This is a genomic window from Pedobacter sp. AK017, assembly GCF_014200825.1.
Classification (GTDB): Bacteria; Bacteroidota; Bacteroidia; order Sphingobacteriales; family Sphingobacteriaceae; genus Pedobacter; species Pedobacter heparinus.
In genome coordinates this window covers 164,109-180,753 of the sequence record NZ_JACHCW010000009.1, presented here as the reverse complement: position 1 = coordinate 180,753, position 16,645 = coordinate 164,109, and the positions used below count along the sequence as shown (strand labels likewise).

At 41.5% G+C, this 16,645-nt stretch carries 12 protein-coding genes and 1 tRNA gene; 9 read left to right on the top strand and 4 right to left on the bottom strand.

The genetic code is table 11. The annotated features are described in order from the left end of the window. The first annotated feature begins 130 nt into the window (after positions 1 to 130). From HDC92_RS14600 to HDC92_RS14590, 3 genes are all read left to right on the top strand, one after another. The gene (locus HDC92_RS14600; RefSeq protein WP_183875551.1) at positions 131 to 967 is read left to right on the top strand and encodes a hypothetical protein; all 837 of its coding nucleotides are present in this window, start codon (positions 131 to 133) and stop codon (positions 965 to 967) included. Then, on the top strand, positions 930 to 1,310 hold the full coding sequence (locus HDC92_RS14595) for a hypothetical protein (RefSeq protein ID WP_183875549.1): 381 nt from the start codon (positions 930 to 932) through the stop codon (positions 1,308 to 1,310). The genes HDC92_RS14600 and HDC92_RS14595 overlap by 38 nt, the downstream gene beginning before the upstream one ends. Before the next feature lie 268 nt (positions 1,311 to 1,578). Then, entirely contained in the window at positions 1,579 to 2,613 is a 1,035-nt protein-coding gene (locus tag HDC92_RS14590; protein ID WP_183875547.1) for a hypothetical protein, read from the top strand. Between the two features lie 258 nt (positions 2,614 to 2,871). Here the strand turns inward: HDC92_RS14590 and HDC92_RS14585 are convergent. Beyond that, positions 2,872 to 2,947, bottom strand: a tRNA-His gene (locus HDC92_RS14585). Between the two features lie 177 nt (positions 2,948 to 3,124). Between HDC92_RS14585 and rnhA the strand changes: the two genes are divergently transcribed. Beyond that, a complete protein-coding gene (gene rnhA, locus HDC92_RS14580; protein WP_183875545.1) occupies positions 3,125 to 3,598 on the top strand; it encodes a ribonuclease HI in 474 nt (157 codons plus the stop codon). A gap of 21 nt (positions 3,599 to 3,619) precedes the next feature. Here the strand turns inward: rnhA and fbp are convergent, their stop codons facing one another. Genes fbp through HDC92_RS14565 form a run of 3 tightly spaced genes read right to left on the bottom strand, consistent with a single transcriptional unit; the run spans position 3,620 to position 5,932 of the window. After that, entirely contained in the window at positions 3,620 to 4,705 is a 1,086-nt protein-coding gene (fbp, locus tag HDC92_RS14575) for a class 1 fructose-bisphosphatase (protein ID WP_183875543.1), read from the bottom strand. 21 nt (positions 4,706 to 4,726) lie between these two features. After that, positions 4,727 to 5,218 carry a metallophosphoesterase family protein gene (locus HDC92_RS14570; protein ID WP_015808779.1) on the bottom strand — a complete coding sequence of 164 codons (492 nt, stop codon included), beginning with the start codon at positions 5,216 to 5,218 and terminating at the stop codon, positions 4,727 to 4,729. Between the two features lie 9 nt (positions 5,219 to 5,227). After that, on the bottom strand, positions 5,228 to 5,932 hold the full coding sequence (locus HDC92_RS14565) for a tRNA1(Val) (adenine(37)-N6)-methyltransferase (protein WP_183875541.1): 705 nt from the start codon (positions 5,930 to 5,932) through the stop codon (positions 5,228 to 5,230). 449 nt (positions 5,933 to 6,381) lie between these two features. Here HDC92_RS14565 and purL point away from each other — a divergent pair, with 449 nt between their 5' ends. From purL to HDC92_RS14540, 5 genes are all read left to right on the top strand, one after another. After that, positions 6,382 to 10,050 carry a phosphoribosylformylglycinamidine synthase gene (gene purL / locus HDC92_RS14560; RefSeq protein ID WP_183875539.1) on the top strand — a complete coding sequence of 1,223 codons (3,669 nt, stop codon included), beginning with the start codon at positions 6,382 to 6,384 and terminating at the stop codon, positions 10,048 to 10,050. A gap of 51 nt (positions 10,051 to 10,101) precedes the next feature. Continuing rightward, positions 10,102 to 10,833, top strand: a complete 732-nt coding sequence (locus HDC92_RS14555) for a head GIN domain-containing protein (protein ID WP_183875537.1) — start codon at positions 10,102 to 10,104, stop codon at positions 10,831 to 10,833. 58 nt (positions 10,834 to 10,891) lie between these two features. Then, positions 10,892 to 13,402 (top strand): DUF2339 domain-containing protein, encoded by a 2,511-nt coding sequence (locus tag HDC92_RS14550; RefSeq protein ID WP_183875535.1) that lies wholly within the window; start codon positions 10,892 to 10,894, stop codon positions 13,400 to 13,402. Continuing rightward, positions 13,389 to 14,291: a hypothetical protein gene (locus HDC92_RS14545; protein ID WP_183875533.1), complete on the top strand. Its 903-nt coding sequence runs from the start codon at positions 13,389 to 13,391 to the stop codon at positions 14,289 to 14,291. The genes HDC92_RS14550 and HDC92_RS14545 overlap by 14 nt, the downstream gene beginning before the upstream one ends. Positions 14,292 to 14,440: 149 nt before the next feature. Beyond that, positions 14,441 to 16,627, top strand: coding sequence for a glutamine synthetase III (locus HDC92_RS14540; protein ID WP_183875531.1), 2,187 nt, complete (start codon positions 14,441 to 14,443; stop codon positions 16,625 to 16,627). The last annotated feature ends 18 nt before the right edge of the window (positions 16,628 to 16,645 follow it).

Below are 16,645 nucleotides of genomic sequence, written 5' to 3'. Positions count from 1 at the left end.
ATATTTAGTATTTTTAGGCGTCCTATTCAACTCAGTAGAGAAGATGAATTAATTCTACTAGGGATTTTCATTTACTTTTATGACTACTAGATAAGTTAAAATGTTGGAACCAGACAGAGCCGTACTAAAGATGATCGATACTATCGAAAACGGCAAAACACCCTATAAATTAATCACCACTGAAAAGGGGTTGGCATTAGATTCAAAGTTTCAAATCGAGGATAGTAATAATTTCAAACTCAATTTCACCCTGCAACCTGATGAACAAAAGAAAGGTATTGATTTAAATTATTTTTTTCAAAGACCATTTGCTTTGGTTACAGACGGGATGGTTATACATATAAAAAACGTCGACGTACTAAAAGGGTCAAGAGGTCTTCAAGAAGACACTCCATGTAATTTTGATATTGAAATTAAGTCATTTAGAGGTGACGTAGATGACAGTATCTGGAAGCAATCAAGACAAAAAGCTTATATAAAGTATAGTAAAGCTAAATTCAATCCTTACTCGTCAGGGTTAATTTTTGATTTGAAAACACATAAAGAAGACAATGGCTTTTTTAATGCTGTAGCGCTTAAAGTTGGGAAAGTTGATTTTTTATTTTATCATGAGGCTATTGATGCGGATAATGGTTATTTCATTATTAATCCTAATGGTCAAATCGATTTCGATCAATTTGAAACCATTGTAGATGCAGTGATAACCGCCTATGGCTTTCTCAATGGTTTTTACATGCGTAGCACGATTTACTATTTTACCGTGAAAAAGGTGGAAAATAAAGATAGGATTTCCTTTTATTATGAGAATTTTGATTCCGCCATGCTTTCCGACAAACCTATAATGGACTCTGGCAATTATGCAGATGTCTCTAGAGAACAAAGGCAATTGACCAGTATACAATTTAATAAATTGGTAAACCTATTGTATCATGATAAAGAATACTTGTTCGGCCTATCTACTGATTGAAGCCAGTACCTTAAAAGGTTGTTCTCAAGCATCATTGGGTGCGGTAGCTCTTGAGACAATCACTAGAAAGATTCAGGAAAAAAACGCAGCAGAAAAAATTATTGATGATAAAACGGTTTCAAGGGGGCTGCTTTACGATTTGAACAAAGTGATCAAGAAATACGCAGATCGCCTGAAAAAAGATCAGCTGACCATGTTGACCAATAAAATTAACATGATTAATAATAAGCCAAATTCCAGTAAACTAACTTCGGCATTTGATCAAATGGGCATCATACTGGATGGAAGAAAAGGAATGCATCAACAGCCGCAACCTTTTTCTCCATGGCAACCTACCCCGTAATAAAAATACAATTTTAAATGACCAGGAATTACTTAGTATACTGGCAAACCGCCTGGTCATGCTGAGCTCCATGCTAATACTGAAATTAGTAGGATATGATGGCAACGTAATAGACCGAGGAATGACCGAAGTAATTAAATGGCGGATGATCCACGCTGGACAAAGAGTTGGAGGTGGTAGTTGCCTGCGAAATATTGCCAGTCCTGATAAATCGTAAGCTGAGATCAGGATTAACTGTATATGGATTTAAAAATGGTTAACTTTCCCTATGAATAAAAAGAGAAATGTTATCCTATTTGGTGCCGGGGCAGTGATTGATTGGGGCGGTCCGAAAACACCAGACCTGACTAAACTTATCAGGGAACGGGGATTTTATACCAAGGATGGCAAAACCCGTATTACAGATTTTATTTATAACAAGCTTCTAGAAGTCCCTGGCTATGATGAGACAGATATAAATTTCGAAACTATTATAAATGTTATTGAAGAATTGATTGTCTACTATGCCAATCACGGTCTGCGTAAGAAAGTTCCGGCATTGATGAAACCATTTTTCAATATCAACTTCGAGGATGAGATCTTAAATTTCTCCATTATTGGTGGTGAGGTCAAACAACTTTACAAATTGCATATACCTGGAAAAGACGATGAATGGTCAATCATGAACCACGGAGAAGAAACACCCGAACAATTCTTTCTGCAACAACTACTTGCCCATCTTTTAACAGATATCACCATAGAAATAGAACAGTATGCCTATCATACGGCAAGCAAAACCAATGTGCTTACCGAACAAAATGCTGAGATGAACAAGCTTTTTCAGGATTGGGTGAATCTTATCAATGGTAACGATGTATTGCGGATGTACACGCTTAACTATGATAGAAATTTTAAAATATTGCTGACACAATCGACCTACAAGTATGAAATTTTTGAAGGATTTGATTGTGGTGATGTTATTGGCTATACCGATCAGTTAAAACCGCAGGCTAGGCGGATACTTGAAGATCAGGATTCTCATATACATTATAACCTTCATGGCAGCGTGTTTTGGCGTGTCAGGGCATTAAACCAATATCAACTGGAATTGCCAGAGTTTTATTTAGCCTGTGGGGCCTATATAGAACAGAACACCGACGAATTTCCAACTTTTCAAAGCGAAAAAGGCAAGACGGTCTTCTTGACGAATTTTATTACCGGCTACCAAAAAACTCAAAGAGCTATATTCTCTCCTTTTAAACAAATGCAAGCTGCATTTGACAGGGATTGTATATTCTGTGATAAACTGATTATCGTTGGCTAAACGCATGTCAACATTAAAAAGCTGGCCCAAATGGCTGTAAACGCACTTTGTGAAGTTGAAAAACTGTATGATATCGCCAGTATAGAGGCGAAGAGATACTTAGTAGGCATTTTGTTCCCTGAAAAAATGATCTATGCAGAGGGGGCGTGTCGAACCGGAAAACTCAACCGGGCGGCCGAGTTAATATACCTGGAAAACAAAGAGTTACGGGCAAAAAAAATGGGGCAAAAGTCTCGTTTAAAGACCTTGCCCCATACAGGGTGGAATATGGGGCTCGAACCCACGACCCTCGGTACCACAAACCGATGCTCTAACCAACTGAGCTAAAACCACCATGTGTTTTTCAACGCTACAAAAGTACGATTAAAAACATTTTATTCAAATATTTTTAATCATTGCCCCATACATTTTTTTTAATCCTTTAAATCTCAACCAATTGAATTTCTACAATAGGATAAATTATTGCTCAAAAATTGCTTTTATGGGTTAAAAAGCTAGATTTGCTCAAGTTATGATAGAAATTTATACAGACGGAGCGGCCAGCGGAAATCCCGGACCAGGTGGGTACGGTGTGATTTTACGCTCAGGTAACCACTATAAGGAACTGAGTGCAGGCTTCCGTTTAACCACCAATAACAGAATGGAACTGATGGCTGTTATTGTAGGTTTAAATGCATTAAAAACACCCGGACAAGAAGTAACTGTATTTTCTGATTCTAAATATGTAATCGATTCTGTAGAAAAAAAATGGGTATTTGGCTGGGTAAAAACAGGCTTTAAAGGGAAAAAGAACAAAGACCTCTGGATGCAGTTCTTAAACTGCTATAAACTGCACCACGTTAAATTTGTATGGATAAAAGGGCATAACAACCATCCTGAAAATGAAAGATGTGACCAACTGGCCGTTGCAGCCTCAAAAAACAGGGCAGCATTGGCTATCGACGGCCCATTTGAAGCAGAAAAAAACAGTGCATCATTGCTTTAAATCAGGCCAGCATAACCTTATTTAATCAATACCCCCCACAACCCCCAGTTCCTGCAGTTTTCCATTAACAGCACTGCCATTAACCATAGCATTGTTTTTTTCAGATGAAAATTCAACCATCAGGTCCTCTGCAACTTTAACCATTGCAGGAGAACCAATAAAGATAGAAGTACGCTGGTGCAGTTCAGTAGGTTCAATATCCAGTATCCTGTTAAAGCCATCAGAGGCTACCCCCCCGGCCTGTTCTACAATAAAAGCCATTGGATTGCACTCATACAATAACCTCAGTTTCCCGTTCGGAGAGCTGGAAGTAGTAGGATAAATGTAAATCCCTCCCTTGATCAGGTTCCGGTGGATGTCGCCCACCATAGAACCAATATACCTGGAAGTGTATGGTCTGCTGGTCAATTTATCTTCAACCTGTGCATATTTAATGTATTTTTTTACCCCTTCCGGAAAGTGGACATAATTACCCTCATTAATGGAATAGATGGTCCCGTTTTCCGGTATTTTCATATTGGGATGAGACAAGCAAAACTCGCCAATGGACGGATCCAAAGTAAAACCGTTCACTCCTTTTCCTGTAGTATAAACCATCATGGTAGAGGAACCGTAAATTACATAGCCCGCAGCAACCTGCTGCGTACCTTTCTGCAATACATCCTGAAGCGTAGCTACCCCATCTACAGATTTACGCCTATAGATTGAAAAAATGGTTCCAACAGCCACATTCACATCTATATTTGATGAGCCATCCAGTGGATCGATACATACGATATATTTGGCATTTTTAGACACCGGAGAATCAATAGGTACAAATTCATCTTCCTCTTCAGTAGCCACAATGCAACATTCACCCCCACTTGTCAATGCACTTATAAATTGCGTATTGGCAAATACATCCAGCTTTTGCTGCCCCTCCCCCTGTATGTTTACTGTGCCCGCAGCACCAAGAATGTCGACCAAACCGGCTTTGTTCACCTCTCTGTTTACAATTTTAGCAGCTATACCGATATCTCTGAGCAACCTGGAGAGTTCTCCTTTTGCATAAGGAAAATCAGACTGTTTTTCAATAATAAATTGTCCTAGTGTTTTTATGCCCGACATATACTTAGTGTATTTTATACGTTATCTATTACCTATTTCTATGGCGACTAAGGTATGTATTTTTTCTTCTGAAATACAAAATCTAATTAAAGTTTTTATTCGGTGCCAGCCAGAATTTCCGGCTGCACCGGGATTTATATGCAAACAGTTTATCTTTTTGTCGTACATCACTTTTAAAATATGCGAATGACCGGAAATAAAAAGCATTGGAGGCTTAGTGTAAATTTCAGGTTTTACCAGCGGCGAGTACCTACCCGGATATCCACCAATATGGGTCATCCATACATCCACCTTTTCACAGTTAAAACGGAGGTGCTCGGGGTAGACAGCGCGAATCTCTTTGTCGTCAATATTGCCATAAACACCTTTCAAAGGCTTAAAGGCTGCAAGTCGCTCCGCCACACCCGGTCCAAAATCCCCGGCATGCCAAATCTCGTCACATTCGTCAAAGTGTTTAAAAACCGCATCGTCCAAAAAGCCATGCGTATCAGAAATCAGTCCTATTTTCTTCATTTGTCTGTTTTAAAATGCCAGAAAAAAATCTTTTAACAATACTTTATATGCGTCGGTATAAAGCCCCTTCCCGGCATAAATGTATAAATTATGATGATGTGCAGGCTGTCCGGAATAATCCAGACAGACAATCTGTCTGATCTCAGGTTTATTTTCATCAGAATGTATGTGCAGCACAACGGCCATACCCAACCCGTAAAGCTTGGCCATGTCTACGATATTTTGAGCCTGTTTTAGTGGCAATATAAACCAAAACCTGCCGTTCCTGCTCAGCATAGCAGCCACACGCTCCAGCAACTGCTCAAAAAAATGGGCATCGGTATGTCTGGCTACCCCTTTTCTGTGTTCCGGATTTTTAAGATCGTTCACAAAATATGGTGGATTAGAAACAATTAAATCGTAATATTTTTCTGGCAAATAATCTTCAATAGCCGAATGCAATACCTTTAGCCTCCCGGAAAAGGGAGCATTTAAAGCATTTTTTGTAGCAGTAAGCGCAGCCTGCTCATCAATTTCCACCGCATCTACCAAAGCGTTTGGAAAGCGTTGGGCCAGCATCAGGGCGATAACCCCTGTACCTGTTCCTATATCCAATATATTTGCCGCTTCATTTTTTCCGGCAACCGCCCCAAGTAAAACCCCATCAGTATTGATCCGCATGGCACAACCCGTCTGGTCAATTTCAAATTGTTTAAATCTAAAAGCATTCTTCATTTACAGCTGGGCGGTTTTAAAAGATGTATTTTTTGTACAGATAACAAAGATAACAGAAATCCCAGATTAGTATATTGGTACCGTTTTTGAGCTTATTGTGTTTACAAAACCACACTTAATTAAAAATTAAATAATTAAAGTCTTACAGTATTCAAATTGGGAACTCCTTTATAATTTGTTTATAATTTACAGGGAACCAACAGGGAAAAAACAGGGGGATAACAGGGACTTAACAGGGACAAATTCCTGTATACTCCTTATTAAATTCTAATGATATATTATTAATTTATTATTAACTACAAAACCTGTTATCAACCATACCAGCGGAGGTACCTGACAACAACCTGTTCCGGCTTTGATTTTATTGCATTTTGTACATGAATTTATTGTACACTATAATAGCGCTTTTAAAATTTTAACGCTAAATTTGCATCTTCAAAAAAAAAAGCATGATCTATTTCTTCTCAAGCCAATCCAAAACGGTTTTCGCCTTACAAATAGAACGAAACCTGAGCACTACAGATATTACAAAACTAGAATGGCTGTTTGGCGGCGCAAAACTACAACAGGAAACTACATTAAATGACTTTTTTGTTGGGCCTCGCGCAGCAATGGTTACCCCCTGGAGTACCAATGCAGTAGAAATTACCCAGAATATGGACATCCATGGAATTATCCGTATCGAGGAATTTCAGCAGGTAGAAGAGAATTTTTCTGATTATGACCCCATGCTGTCCCAGAAATACAGCAAACTGGACCAGGACATTTATACCATTCACATTAAACCCGAGCCTATCCTGCAAATCAGCGATATTGCTGCTTACAACAAGCAGGAAGGACTTTCCTTAAGTGATGAAGAGGTAGCTTATTTAAACGAACTCTCGGGCCGACTGGGCAGGGAACTTACCGATTCAGAAGTATTTGGCTTCTCGCAGGTCAACTCAGAACATTGCCGCCATAAAATTTTTAACGGCAAATTTGTAATTGATGGGATTGAACAGCCCATTTCACTTTTTAAACTGATCCGCAAAACTTCAGAAGAAAACCCCAATGATATTGTATCGGCCTATAAAGACAATGTAGCCTTTATTAAAGGCCCTAAGGTGCAGCAGTTTGCACCTAAACGCGCCGATGAACCAGATTATTATACACTGAGCGATTTTGAATCGGTAATTTCCGTAAAAGCTGAGACCCATAACTTCCCCACTACTGTTGAACCTTTTAATGGTGCCGCTACCGGATCGGGTGGCGAGATCAGGGACAGGCTGGCAGGTGGACAGGGCTCTTTGCCCCTTGCCGGTACCGCAGTTTACATGACGGCCTTATCCAGACTGGAAGAAAACCGCCCCTGGGAAAAGGGCGTGGAAGAAAGGCAATGGCTGTACCAGACACCAATGGATATCCTGATCAAGGCTTCTAACGGGGCTACCGATTTTGGGAATAAGTTTGGCCAGCCGCTCATCACCGGCTCGGTACTTACTTTTGAACATGAAGAAAATAACCGCAAGCTTGGTTTCGACAAAGTGATTATGCTTGCCGGTGGCGTAGGCTATGGCAAGGCCAGTCAGGCACAGAAACACAAGCCCGCTGAAGGTGATAAAATTGTGATCCTTGGCGGAGAAAACTACAGGATCGGGATGGGCGGTGCGGCTGTATCCTCGGCTGATACCGGCGCATTGGGTACAGGAATTGAATTAAATGCCGTTCAGCGTTCAAACCCTGAAATGCAGAAAAGAGCTGCCAATGCCGTACGCGGTATGGTAGAAAGCGATCAGAACAACATTATATCTATACATGACCATGGTGCGGGTGGCCACTTAAACTGCTTATCTGAACTGGTTGAAGAAACAGGCGGAAAGATAGACCTGGATAAACTGCCTGTGGGCGACCCTACCCTTTCAGCCAAAGAGATCATCGGCAACGAATCTCAGGAACGTATGGGCCTGGTCATCGGACAGGAGCACATCAATACTTTGCAAAAAATTGCCGACCGTGAGCGTTCGCCGATGTATACCGTAGGTACGGTTACCGGCGATCATCGTTTTACTTTTGAATCGGCCTCTACCGGTGTAAAACCGATGGACCTGGAGCTGAAGGATATGTTTGGCAGCTCGCCAAAGGTGGTGATGGAAGATAAAACGATAGACAGGAAATACCTGCCTGTTACTTATGACGCTGCACAGCTAAATACTTATTTGGAACAGGTATTGCAACTGGAAGCAGTGGCCTGCAAAGACTGGCTGACCAATAAGGTAGACCGTTGTGTGGGTGGCCGTGTAGCCAAACAGCAATGTGCCGGCCCACTGCAATTGCCGCTAAACAACTGCGGGGTAATGGCTTTGGATTTTCAGGGAAAAGAAGGTATTGCAACATCTGTAGGACATGCCCCTTTGTCTGCGTTGATCGATGCAGGTGCAGGAAGCCGTATCGCCATTGCAGAATCTCTTTCAAATATTGTATGGGCACCTTTAAAGGACGGGTTGAAAAGTGTTTCGCTTTCGGCCAACTGGATGTGGGCCTGTAAAAATGAAGGTGAAGACGCCAGGTTATACGAAGCGGTAAAAGCCTGCTCTGATTTTGCCATCAGCCTGGGTATCAATATCCCTACGGGTAAAGATTCCCTGTCTATGAAGCAAAAGTATAAAGACGGTGACGTTATTGCCCCAGGAACGGTGATCATTTCGGCAGCTGGTAACTGTAACGACATTACCCGGGTGGTAGAACCTGTACTGCAAAAAAATGGCGGTGCCATTTATTACATCAACCTTTCCAATGATACCTATAAACTGGGCGGATCGTCATTTGCGCAGATCCTGAACAGGATTGGCAATGAAACACCTGATGTGAAAGACGCAGCAACCTTTAAAAAGACATTTGATATCCTTCAGCAACTGATAAAGGAAGGTAAAATACAGGCCGGCCACGATATAGGCAGTGGTGGTTTGATCACTACTTTACTGGAAATGTGCTTTGCCGATCGCGACCTGGGGGCCAGCCTCGATCTTTCGGCCCTGGGTGAGCAGGACATCATAAAACTGCTTTTTGCAGAAAATATTGGTATAGTGTTCCAGGCTGATGCCACTGTTGAAGCCAGCTTTGCCGCAAATGGCATTGCCTTGCATAAAATTGGCGAGCTGAGCACTACTGCAACGCTGACCATTAAAAATGGTTCGGCTGAAAGCTTAAACTTTGATGTTGACCAGCTGCGTGACGTATGGTTCAAAACCTCTTACCTGCTGGATAAAAAACAAAGCGGGCCGGTTAAAGCCAAAGAGCGTTTTGACAATTACAAACACCAGGTATTGAAATATAATTTCCCTGCGCATTTTGACGGCAAAAAACCGGTTATTGATGCTTCAAAACCAAGGCCAAAAGCAGCCATTATCCGCGAAAAGGGAAGTAACTCTGAGCGTGAACTGGCGAATGCCATGTACCTTGCCGGTTTTGATGTAAAGGATGTGCACATGACCGACCTGATTACAGGCCGCGAAACACTGGAAGACATTCAGTTTATTGGTGCCGTTGGTGGTTTCTCTAATTCTGACGTTTTAGGATCAGCCAAAGGCTGGGCTGGTGCTTTTATGTATAATGAAAAGGCCAGGGTGGCGCTCGAAAATTTCTTTAACCGTCCGGATACCCTATCTGTAGGTGTTTGTAACGGTTGTCAGCTCTTTGTAGAACTGGGCCTGATCAATAAAGACCATGCTGAAAAGCCAAAAATGCTACACAATGAAAGCCATAAACACGAAAGTATATTTACATCGCTAACAGTGGCCGAGAACAATTCGGTTATGCTGTCTACCCTTGCGGGAAGCACGCTGGGGGTTTGGGTTTCACATGGTGAAGGACGTTTCCAGTTGCCTTATGCAGAAGATAAATACCGCATTGTAGCTAAATATGCTTATGAAAGCTACCCCGCCAGCCCGAATGGTTCAGATTACAACACCGCTATGCTGTGTGATGAGACGGGCCGACACCTGGTAATGATGCCACATATTGAGCGTTCCTTATTCCAGTGGCACTGGGCAAATTATCCTGAGGGCCGTAAAGACGAAGTATCACCATGGATGGAAGCTTTTGTGAATGCCAGGAAATGGATTGAAGACCTTAGGCCCTGATCATTTTGTTAATATCGTGCAACAAATTGTGAAATCCAACGTCTTATACTCATGAAACCTATACTTCCAATACTATTTGCAGCCCTGTTGTTTTCGGCCAGCGTTAAATCACACCCCGTTATACCTGTTGTGCAAAAAGCAGCTGCAGCCGCTTCAGAGGAAAGGACGGTAAAAAACTTTAACGGCATTATCGCTGGCGGCCCTATTCAGGTTGTGGTTAAATTTGGCAATACAGAAAACCTCAGGTTTGAGGGCGACAAGGAAGCCATCGCTACCTTGGTTAGCGAAGTAAAGGGTGATAAACTTGTGATCAGGCCCCAAACCAGTTGGGTAAGCTGGGCAAGGAAATATGAAAATAAAAAGATCGTAGCATATGTTACTGCACGTCAGCTTAGCAGTCTGACAATGAGTGGAGATGGCAGCATTACGGTATCAGGAACGGTTACGGCTACAGAATTTGCAGTAACCCTTAGCGGATCTGGCTTTATACAGGCAAATGTAGAAGCCGATAAAATTACAGGGGTTGTGAGTGGTTCCGGAGCGGCAAACATTAGCGGCAAAGCAGAACAGGCCAGTGTTACCTTGAGTGGCGCGGGTAGCTTTGGCGGCAAAGTACTTACAGTAAATGAACTTTCTGCACGCATTAGCGGTAAGGGGAGTATAAATGTAAATACCAATGGCAAAATAAAAGCGGTGATCAGCGGATCGGGCCATGTATATTATAGTGGAAACCCGGAAATTCAAAAAACAGTGCTTGGCTCAGGCGATGTAACAGAAAGGTAGTCCAACATCTGCATTACTTTTTTATTATCTTTAAGCCCGAACCAAACATCTGCCCTCTATGTTTTTAGAAACGGTTATTTTTATTGTCGTTATTATTCTGCTGATCACTGTACTGCAATTAAAGAAGAGCTTAACGGAAAAACTGGATTTTCTATACCTTAAAATTGAACAGCTATCCAAACAGCTGGAAAAAACCGGGTTTCAGGAGATAAAAACTGAGACCAAACCAGAAAAAGAGAAGCCGGCTGTATTACAGGAGCCTTTTAAGCCTTTTAAGCCTTTTACACCCTATGCACCGAAAGATGTATTTAAGCCCGAAGCTGTCATTATACCAGAGCCGGAACAGCAGATTGTGCCAGAACCGGCAGCCACTGTTCCAGAAGAGATAGCAACTGCTAAACCCGAACCTAAAACTGAACCTGTTGCGGCCATTACTGCCCCGGTACAACCAAGGTCAGGCATCCCTCCTTTCGTACCACCACCGGTTAAAAAACCCTCTTTCAGTGAACGGAACCCCGACCTGGAGAAATTTATAGGAGAAAACCTGTTCAATAAAATAGGTATAGTGATCCTGGTATTGGGTATGGGCTTCTTCCTTAAATATGCCATAGATAAAGACTGGATCAACGAGATTGGCCGGACCAGTATTGGCTTCGTTTGCGGGGGTATTTTAATTGCGCTTGCACATAAGCTGCGTAAATCATTCAGCACTTTCAGCTCCGTATTGGTTGGCGGTGGTATAGCTATCCTTTATTTTACCGTAACAATCGGCTTTCATCAATACCAGCTGTTTAGTCAGACCATGGCTTTCATCCTCACCATCCTGATTACTGGTTTCACCGTTTTACTTGCCATCAGCTATAACCGGAAAGAGCTGGCCCTGTTTGCCATACTGGGTGGCTTTGGTGCCCCTTTTATGGTAAGTACCGGTGAAGGGAACTACGTTGTACTCTTTACTTATATCCTGACCTTAAATATTGGCATGCTGGTGCTGGCCTATTATAAAAAATGGCCTGTTATCAATATCGTCTGTTACCTGTTTACCTTAGTTTTATTTGGCGGATGGCTGCTGAGCAAAGTGCTGGAAAACGATAGCAAAGTTATACCTTATGCAGGTGCCCTTATTTTCGCATCGCTGTTTTACCTGGTGTTCCTGATCATGAACATCATCAATAACATTAAAGAAAAAACAGAGTTCAATGCCCTTGAAATTGGTATTCTGCTGAGCAACACCTTTTTATATTATACGGCTGGGATGCTGATTTTAAGCCATCTTGGCGGGGGCGATTACCGTGGCTTGTTTACAGCATTGATAGGTGTAGTAAATTTAGCTTTTGCTTATGCCCTGTACAAAAATGATAAGATAGACAGGAACCTGATCTATTTGCTGATCGGCCTGGTGCTCACTTTTATTAGCCTGGCCGCACCCGTACAACTAAAAGGCAACCAGATTACACTGTTCTGGGCTGCCGAGAGTGTATTGCTGCTCTGGCTTTCGCAAAAATCGGGCATCACACTGATCAAACAATCCTCAGTTATTGTACTGGTACTAATGGCCATCAGTTTGGTGATGGACTGGCAGCAGGTTTATGGCAGCAGTATTTACAACACCAGCAACCGCCTGCCTATTCTTATAAACAAAGGTTTTATTACAGGCTTAGTGGTAGTTATTGCACTGACATTATATTCGGGCCTGTTAAGATCGGAAATCAAGTCCATATTGTTCAGGGAAGTAAAAACTTCCAGGACCATCCTTGCCATCGCTGCTATTGTAATTGGATACCTGGTTATTGCCCTTGAGTTAAACCAGCAGGCCTGCAATTATTTTCCTCTGATCAGGATACTTGCGCTGGCCTGCTACAGTTACCTTTTTCTTTGTATTTTATTGGTAGCGATACGCAATGCAGAAACTGAGGAATTTAAATTTGTTGTAGGTACATTGGCGGCAGTTTGCCTGTTCTGCTATATCCTGCTCTTCAATCCGGAAACCATAGCTTTAAGGAACAGTTATCTGGAAAAAACGGGCAGTTTAAACAATTACCTTTTCCATTACCTGATGGTACTATTAATTGGCTGCACCATTTACAGCTTGTATAAGACAGAAAAACGTATTGGCGCTGTTGCGGGTATGGTTGCATTTCAATGGTTCTCGGCTTTTATGATCCTGTATGTGGCCAGCGCAGAGCTGGACCATTTACTGGTGATGTCGCAATACACAAAAAGCAGATCTATAGCTGCCATACTCGATAGTTCGCATAAAACAGGTTTTGCCATTTTATGGGGATGTTTTGCCTTGTTATGTATATATATAGGTATGAAGTGGAAATCAAAGAACATCAGGATCATTTCCATCACCCTCCTGGCCCTCACTTTACTCAAATTATTCATTTTTGATCTGAGAGGCCTATCTGAAGGCGGGAAAATTGCTGCCTTTATCTCACTGGGGATATTGCTGCTGGTAATTTCATTTATGTACCAGCGGTTAAAAAACCTGCTGCTGGCCAGCGATACCGAGACACCAGCTGCAACAGATATTGCCGATAAAGACGAAAGGCATGATGAATTGTAAGGCTTATGTGCTGATTTTTCTGCTGGGTTACAGCCTGAGCGGCATGGGCCAGAATTTTAAATGGCGGGCCCCGCTTCAAAAAGTTGACAGCAGCGGCTTTTACAATATTGGGTTAGGCCCTGAACTGGTCTCAAAAACGGCCAGTACTGATCTGGCAGACATCAGGATATATGAGAAAGATAAAGAGATTGCCTGGCTGCTGAGAAAAGGCACAGATAGCACAGATACCATAGGCAGGCTAAATATCAGCCATTACAGCCTGATACCTTACACCGTATTTAAAACAAGGGAAATAAAGACCAGCAAACAATCTGTTGTTGAAATTAATTTTGATAAAGCTTATCAGATAGATAAATTAAGGTTAACCGTTGATGGCTTCAAATTTTACAGACGGGAAGCCTGGCTGGCCAAAAAAAACGGCGACATCAGGCAGAAAGGGAATCAAGATCCTTATCAGCTGATGGACAGCTTTATTATTTTATCAGGAAAAACAACAATAATTGAGCTAAAAGGCGCAAACAGATATAAAACCTTGTACCTGATCATAGAAAATGAGGATAATTTACCGCTGACTGTAAAAAAAATTGAAGCTTATCAGCAAAATATGCATTTAACTGCTTATCTTGAAAAAGATAAAACCTATATCCTTAAAACCGGAGCTCAGGATATGAGTTTCCCAAGGTACGACCTGAGTTATTTTAACGATAGCATTAGCAATGGGGTGCCTTTTATTAAAGTTGGGAACTTTAGCCAAAACAAGGCTGAAGTAAAAAAGGCAACAACTTTTTTCAACAGTAAGGCTTGGATATGGGCAGCGCTTACGGCATTAATTGGCATTCTCGGCTATCTATCCTACAAGATGATCAGGGAGATGCAGAACAAGAAGTGATTTTTTGTTAAATTCACATCAATTTGTCAGAAAAAAACCTCAAAATTCAAATAATTCTTTGAATACTTATCTACATTCGTATTTTTACAAACAATTTATTGAAAATATTCAATAAAAAACTTATTTTTGACCAAACTTTAAACAAATAAATGAAAAGCTTAAGAACAATTGCATTAAAAGAGGCGCAAACAAGAGTTTCACCAGAAGTAAAGTCTCCTTCGGATAAAATTTCTGATTTTTTCGGCGTAAATGTTTTTGATAAGAAAAAGATGAAAGACTACTTATCAAAAGAAGTATTTCAGAAACTTATTTCCTCAATTGAACAGGGTGAGTTAATTAACCATGAAGATGCCAATCACATTGCAACAGCCATGAAAAGCTGGGCAATGAGCAAAGGTGCTACACATTACACCCACTGGTTCCAACCACTAACCGGTACTACTGCCGAGAAACACGATTCATTTTTTGAGCCAAGCAGCGATGGTGCAATTGAAAAATTTGCAGGAAGTGCATTGGTTCAGCAAGAGCCTGATGCTTCAAGCTTCCCTAATGGTGGTATCCGCAATACTTTCGAAGCCCGCGGTTACACTGCATGGGATCCATCTTCACCAGCTTTCATTATGGAAAGCAAAGCAGGTAAAACGCTTTGTATCCCAACCGTATTTGTATCTTATACAGGCGAAGCCTTAGATTATAAAGCACCTTTGTTAAAAGCACTTGCTGCTATGGATAAAGCTGCAGTTGATGTTTGTCAGTACTTTGACAAAAGCATCACTAAAGTAAATGCATCACTGGGTATTGAGCAGGAATATTTCCTGGTTGACCTTGCCCTATACAACGCACGTCCGGATTTAGCTTTAACCGGCCGCACCCTGTTTGGTCACATGTCGGCCAAAGGACAGCAACTGGAAGACCATTATTTCGGTTCAATTCCTGAGCGTGTATTTACTTACATGGTAGACTTTGAGAACGAAGCGTTGAAACTGGGTATCCCTTTGAAAACCCGTCACAATGAGGTGGCTCCTTCTCAGTTTGAATGTGCACCTATTTATGAAGAAATCAACCTTGCGATCGACCACAACCAGTTACTGATGGATTTGATGGAAAAAGTTGCTTTAAGACATAACTTTAAAGTGCTTTTACATGAAAAACCTTATGCAGGCATCAACGGTTCAGGTAAACACAACAACTGGTCGTTAATAACCGATACCGGCAAAAACTTATTGTCGCCAGGTAAAACACCTAAAAACAACCTGATGTTCTTAACGTTCTTCGTGAACACCATCAAAGCTGTACATGAACATGCCGACCTGTTGAGGGCTTCTATCGCTTCTGTAAGCAACGACCACCGTTTAGGTGCAAACGAGGCTCCTCCTGCAATCATTTCTATCTTCCTTGGTTCTCAGCTGGCTGAAGTCCTGGACGAGATCGAATCGTCGAGAAGCATCATTAAAAAAGTGAAAAACGAAGATTCATTGTGGTTGGGTATTCCTAAGATCCCTCAGATCTTGTTAGACAATACCGACCGTAACCGTACTTCTCCGTTTGCTTTTACCGGTAATAAATTTGAGTTAAGGGCTGTAGGTTCTTCAGCAAACTCTTCTGCCCCGATGACCGTGTTAAACACTATCGTGGCAGATCAGCTGACCAAATTTAAAATTGAAGTTGATAAACTGATCAAAAAAGGCGAGAAAAAGGATGTGGCCTTGTTAACTGTGATCAAAAAATACATTAAAGAATCGAAAGACATCCGTTTTGAAGGCAATGGATACAGCGATGAGTGGGCTGCAGAGGCAGAAAAACGTGGTTTATCGAACATTAAGACCACTCCGAAGGCTCTGGATGCTTATGTGAGCGAGAAATCGACTGAGCTGTTTACCAAATTAAACATCTTTAGCGAACGCGAACTACATGCCCGTCATGAGATCCTTTTGGAAAGCTATTACAAAAAGCTGCAGATCGAAGCAAGGGTAATGGGTGAGGTGACCAACAGCATGATCATTCCTGCTGCCATTGCTTACCAGAACTCATTGATCGAGAATGCCAAAGGATTAAAAGACCTTGGCCTTTCAGGTGATGCATTGGCAACGCCGTTGGCGATCATCAATAAATTGTCTGAGCACTTAAATGTGGTTAAAACCAGTATTGATGCCATGCTTGAGCAACGTAAAAAAGTAAATGCAATTGACGAAAGCCGTGAAAAAGCAATTTCTTATGATGAGAAGGTAAAATCATATTTTGATACCATCCGCTACCATACAGATAAATTAGAGCAGATCGTAGACGACAGTGTATGGCCTCTGCCTAAATTCAGAGAGTTGTTGTTTTTAAAATAACCAAACCTCAATACCAGA

What these genes read in the sequence shown, in the direction of transcription:
- HDC92_RS14565 (WP_183875541.1), bottom strand. Translation starts at nt 5,932, where the DNA reads ATGAAGAATGCTTTTAGATTTAAACAATTTGAAATTGACCAGACGGGT.
- HDC92_RS14555 (WP_183875537.1), top strand. Translation starts at nt 10,102, where the DNA reads ATGAAACCTATACTTCCAATACTATTTGCAGCCCTGTTGTTTTCGGCC.
- HDC92_RS14600 (WP_183875551.1), top strand. Translation starts at nt 131, where the DNA reads ATGATCGATACTATCGAAAACGGCAAAACACCCTATAAATTAATCACC.
- purL (WP_183875539.1), top strand. Translation starts at nt 6,382, where the DNA reads ATGATCTATTTCTTCTCAAGCCAATCCAAAACGGTTTTCGCCTTACAA.
- HDC92_RS14550 (WP_183875535.1), top strand. Translation starts at nt 10,892, where the DNA reads ATGTTTTTAGAAACGGTTATTTTTATTGTCGTTATTATTCTGCTGATC.
- HDC92_RS14570 (WP_015808779.1), bottom strand. Translation starts at nt 5,218, where the DNA reads ATGAAGAAAATAGGACTGATTTCTGATACGCATGGCTTTTTGGACGAT.
- HDC92_RS14590 (WP_183875547.1), top strand. Translation starts at nt 1,579, where the DNA reads ATGAATAAAAAGAGAAATGTTATCCTATTTGGTGCCGGGGCAGTGATT.
- HDC92_RS14540 (WP_183875531.1), top strand. Translation starts at nt 14,441, where the DNA reads ATGAAAAGCTTAAGAACAATTGCATTAAAAGAGGCGCAAACAAGAGTT.
- HDC92_RS14595 (WP_183875549.1), top strand. Translation starts at nt 930, where the DNA reads ATGATAAAGAATACTTGTTCGGCCTATCTACTGATTGAAGCCAGTACC.
- fbp (WP_183875543.1), bottom strand. Translation starts at nt 4,705, where the DNA reads ATGTCGGGCATAAAAACACTAGGACAATTTATTATTGAAAAACAGTCT.
- rnhA (WP_183875545.1), top strand. Translation starts at nt 3,125, where the DNA reads ATGATAGAAATTTATACAGACGGAGCGGCCAGCGGAAATCCCGGACCA.
- HDC92_RS14545 (WP_183875533.1), top strand. Translation starts at nt 13,389, where the DNA reads ATGATGAATTGTAAGGCTTATGTGCTGATTTTTCTGCTGGGTTACAGC.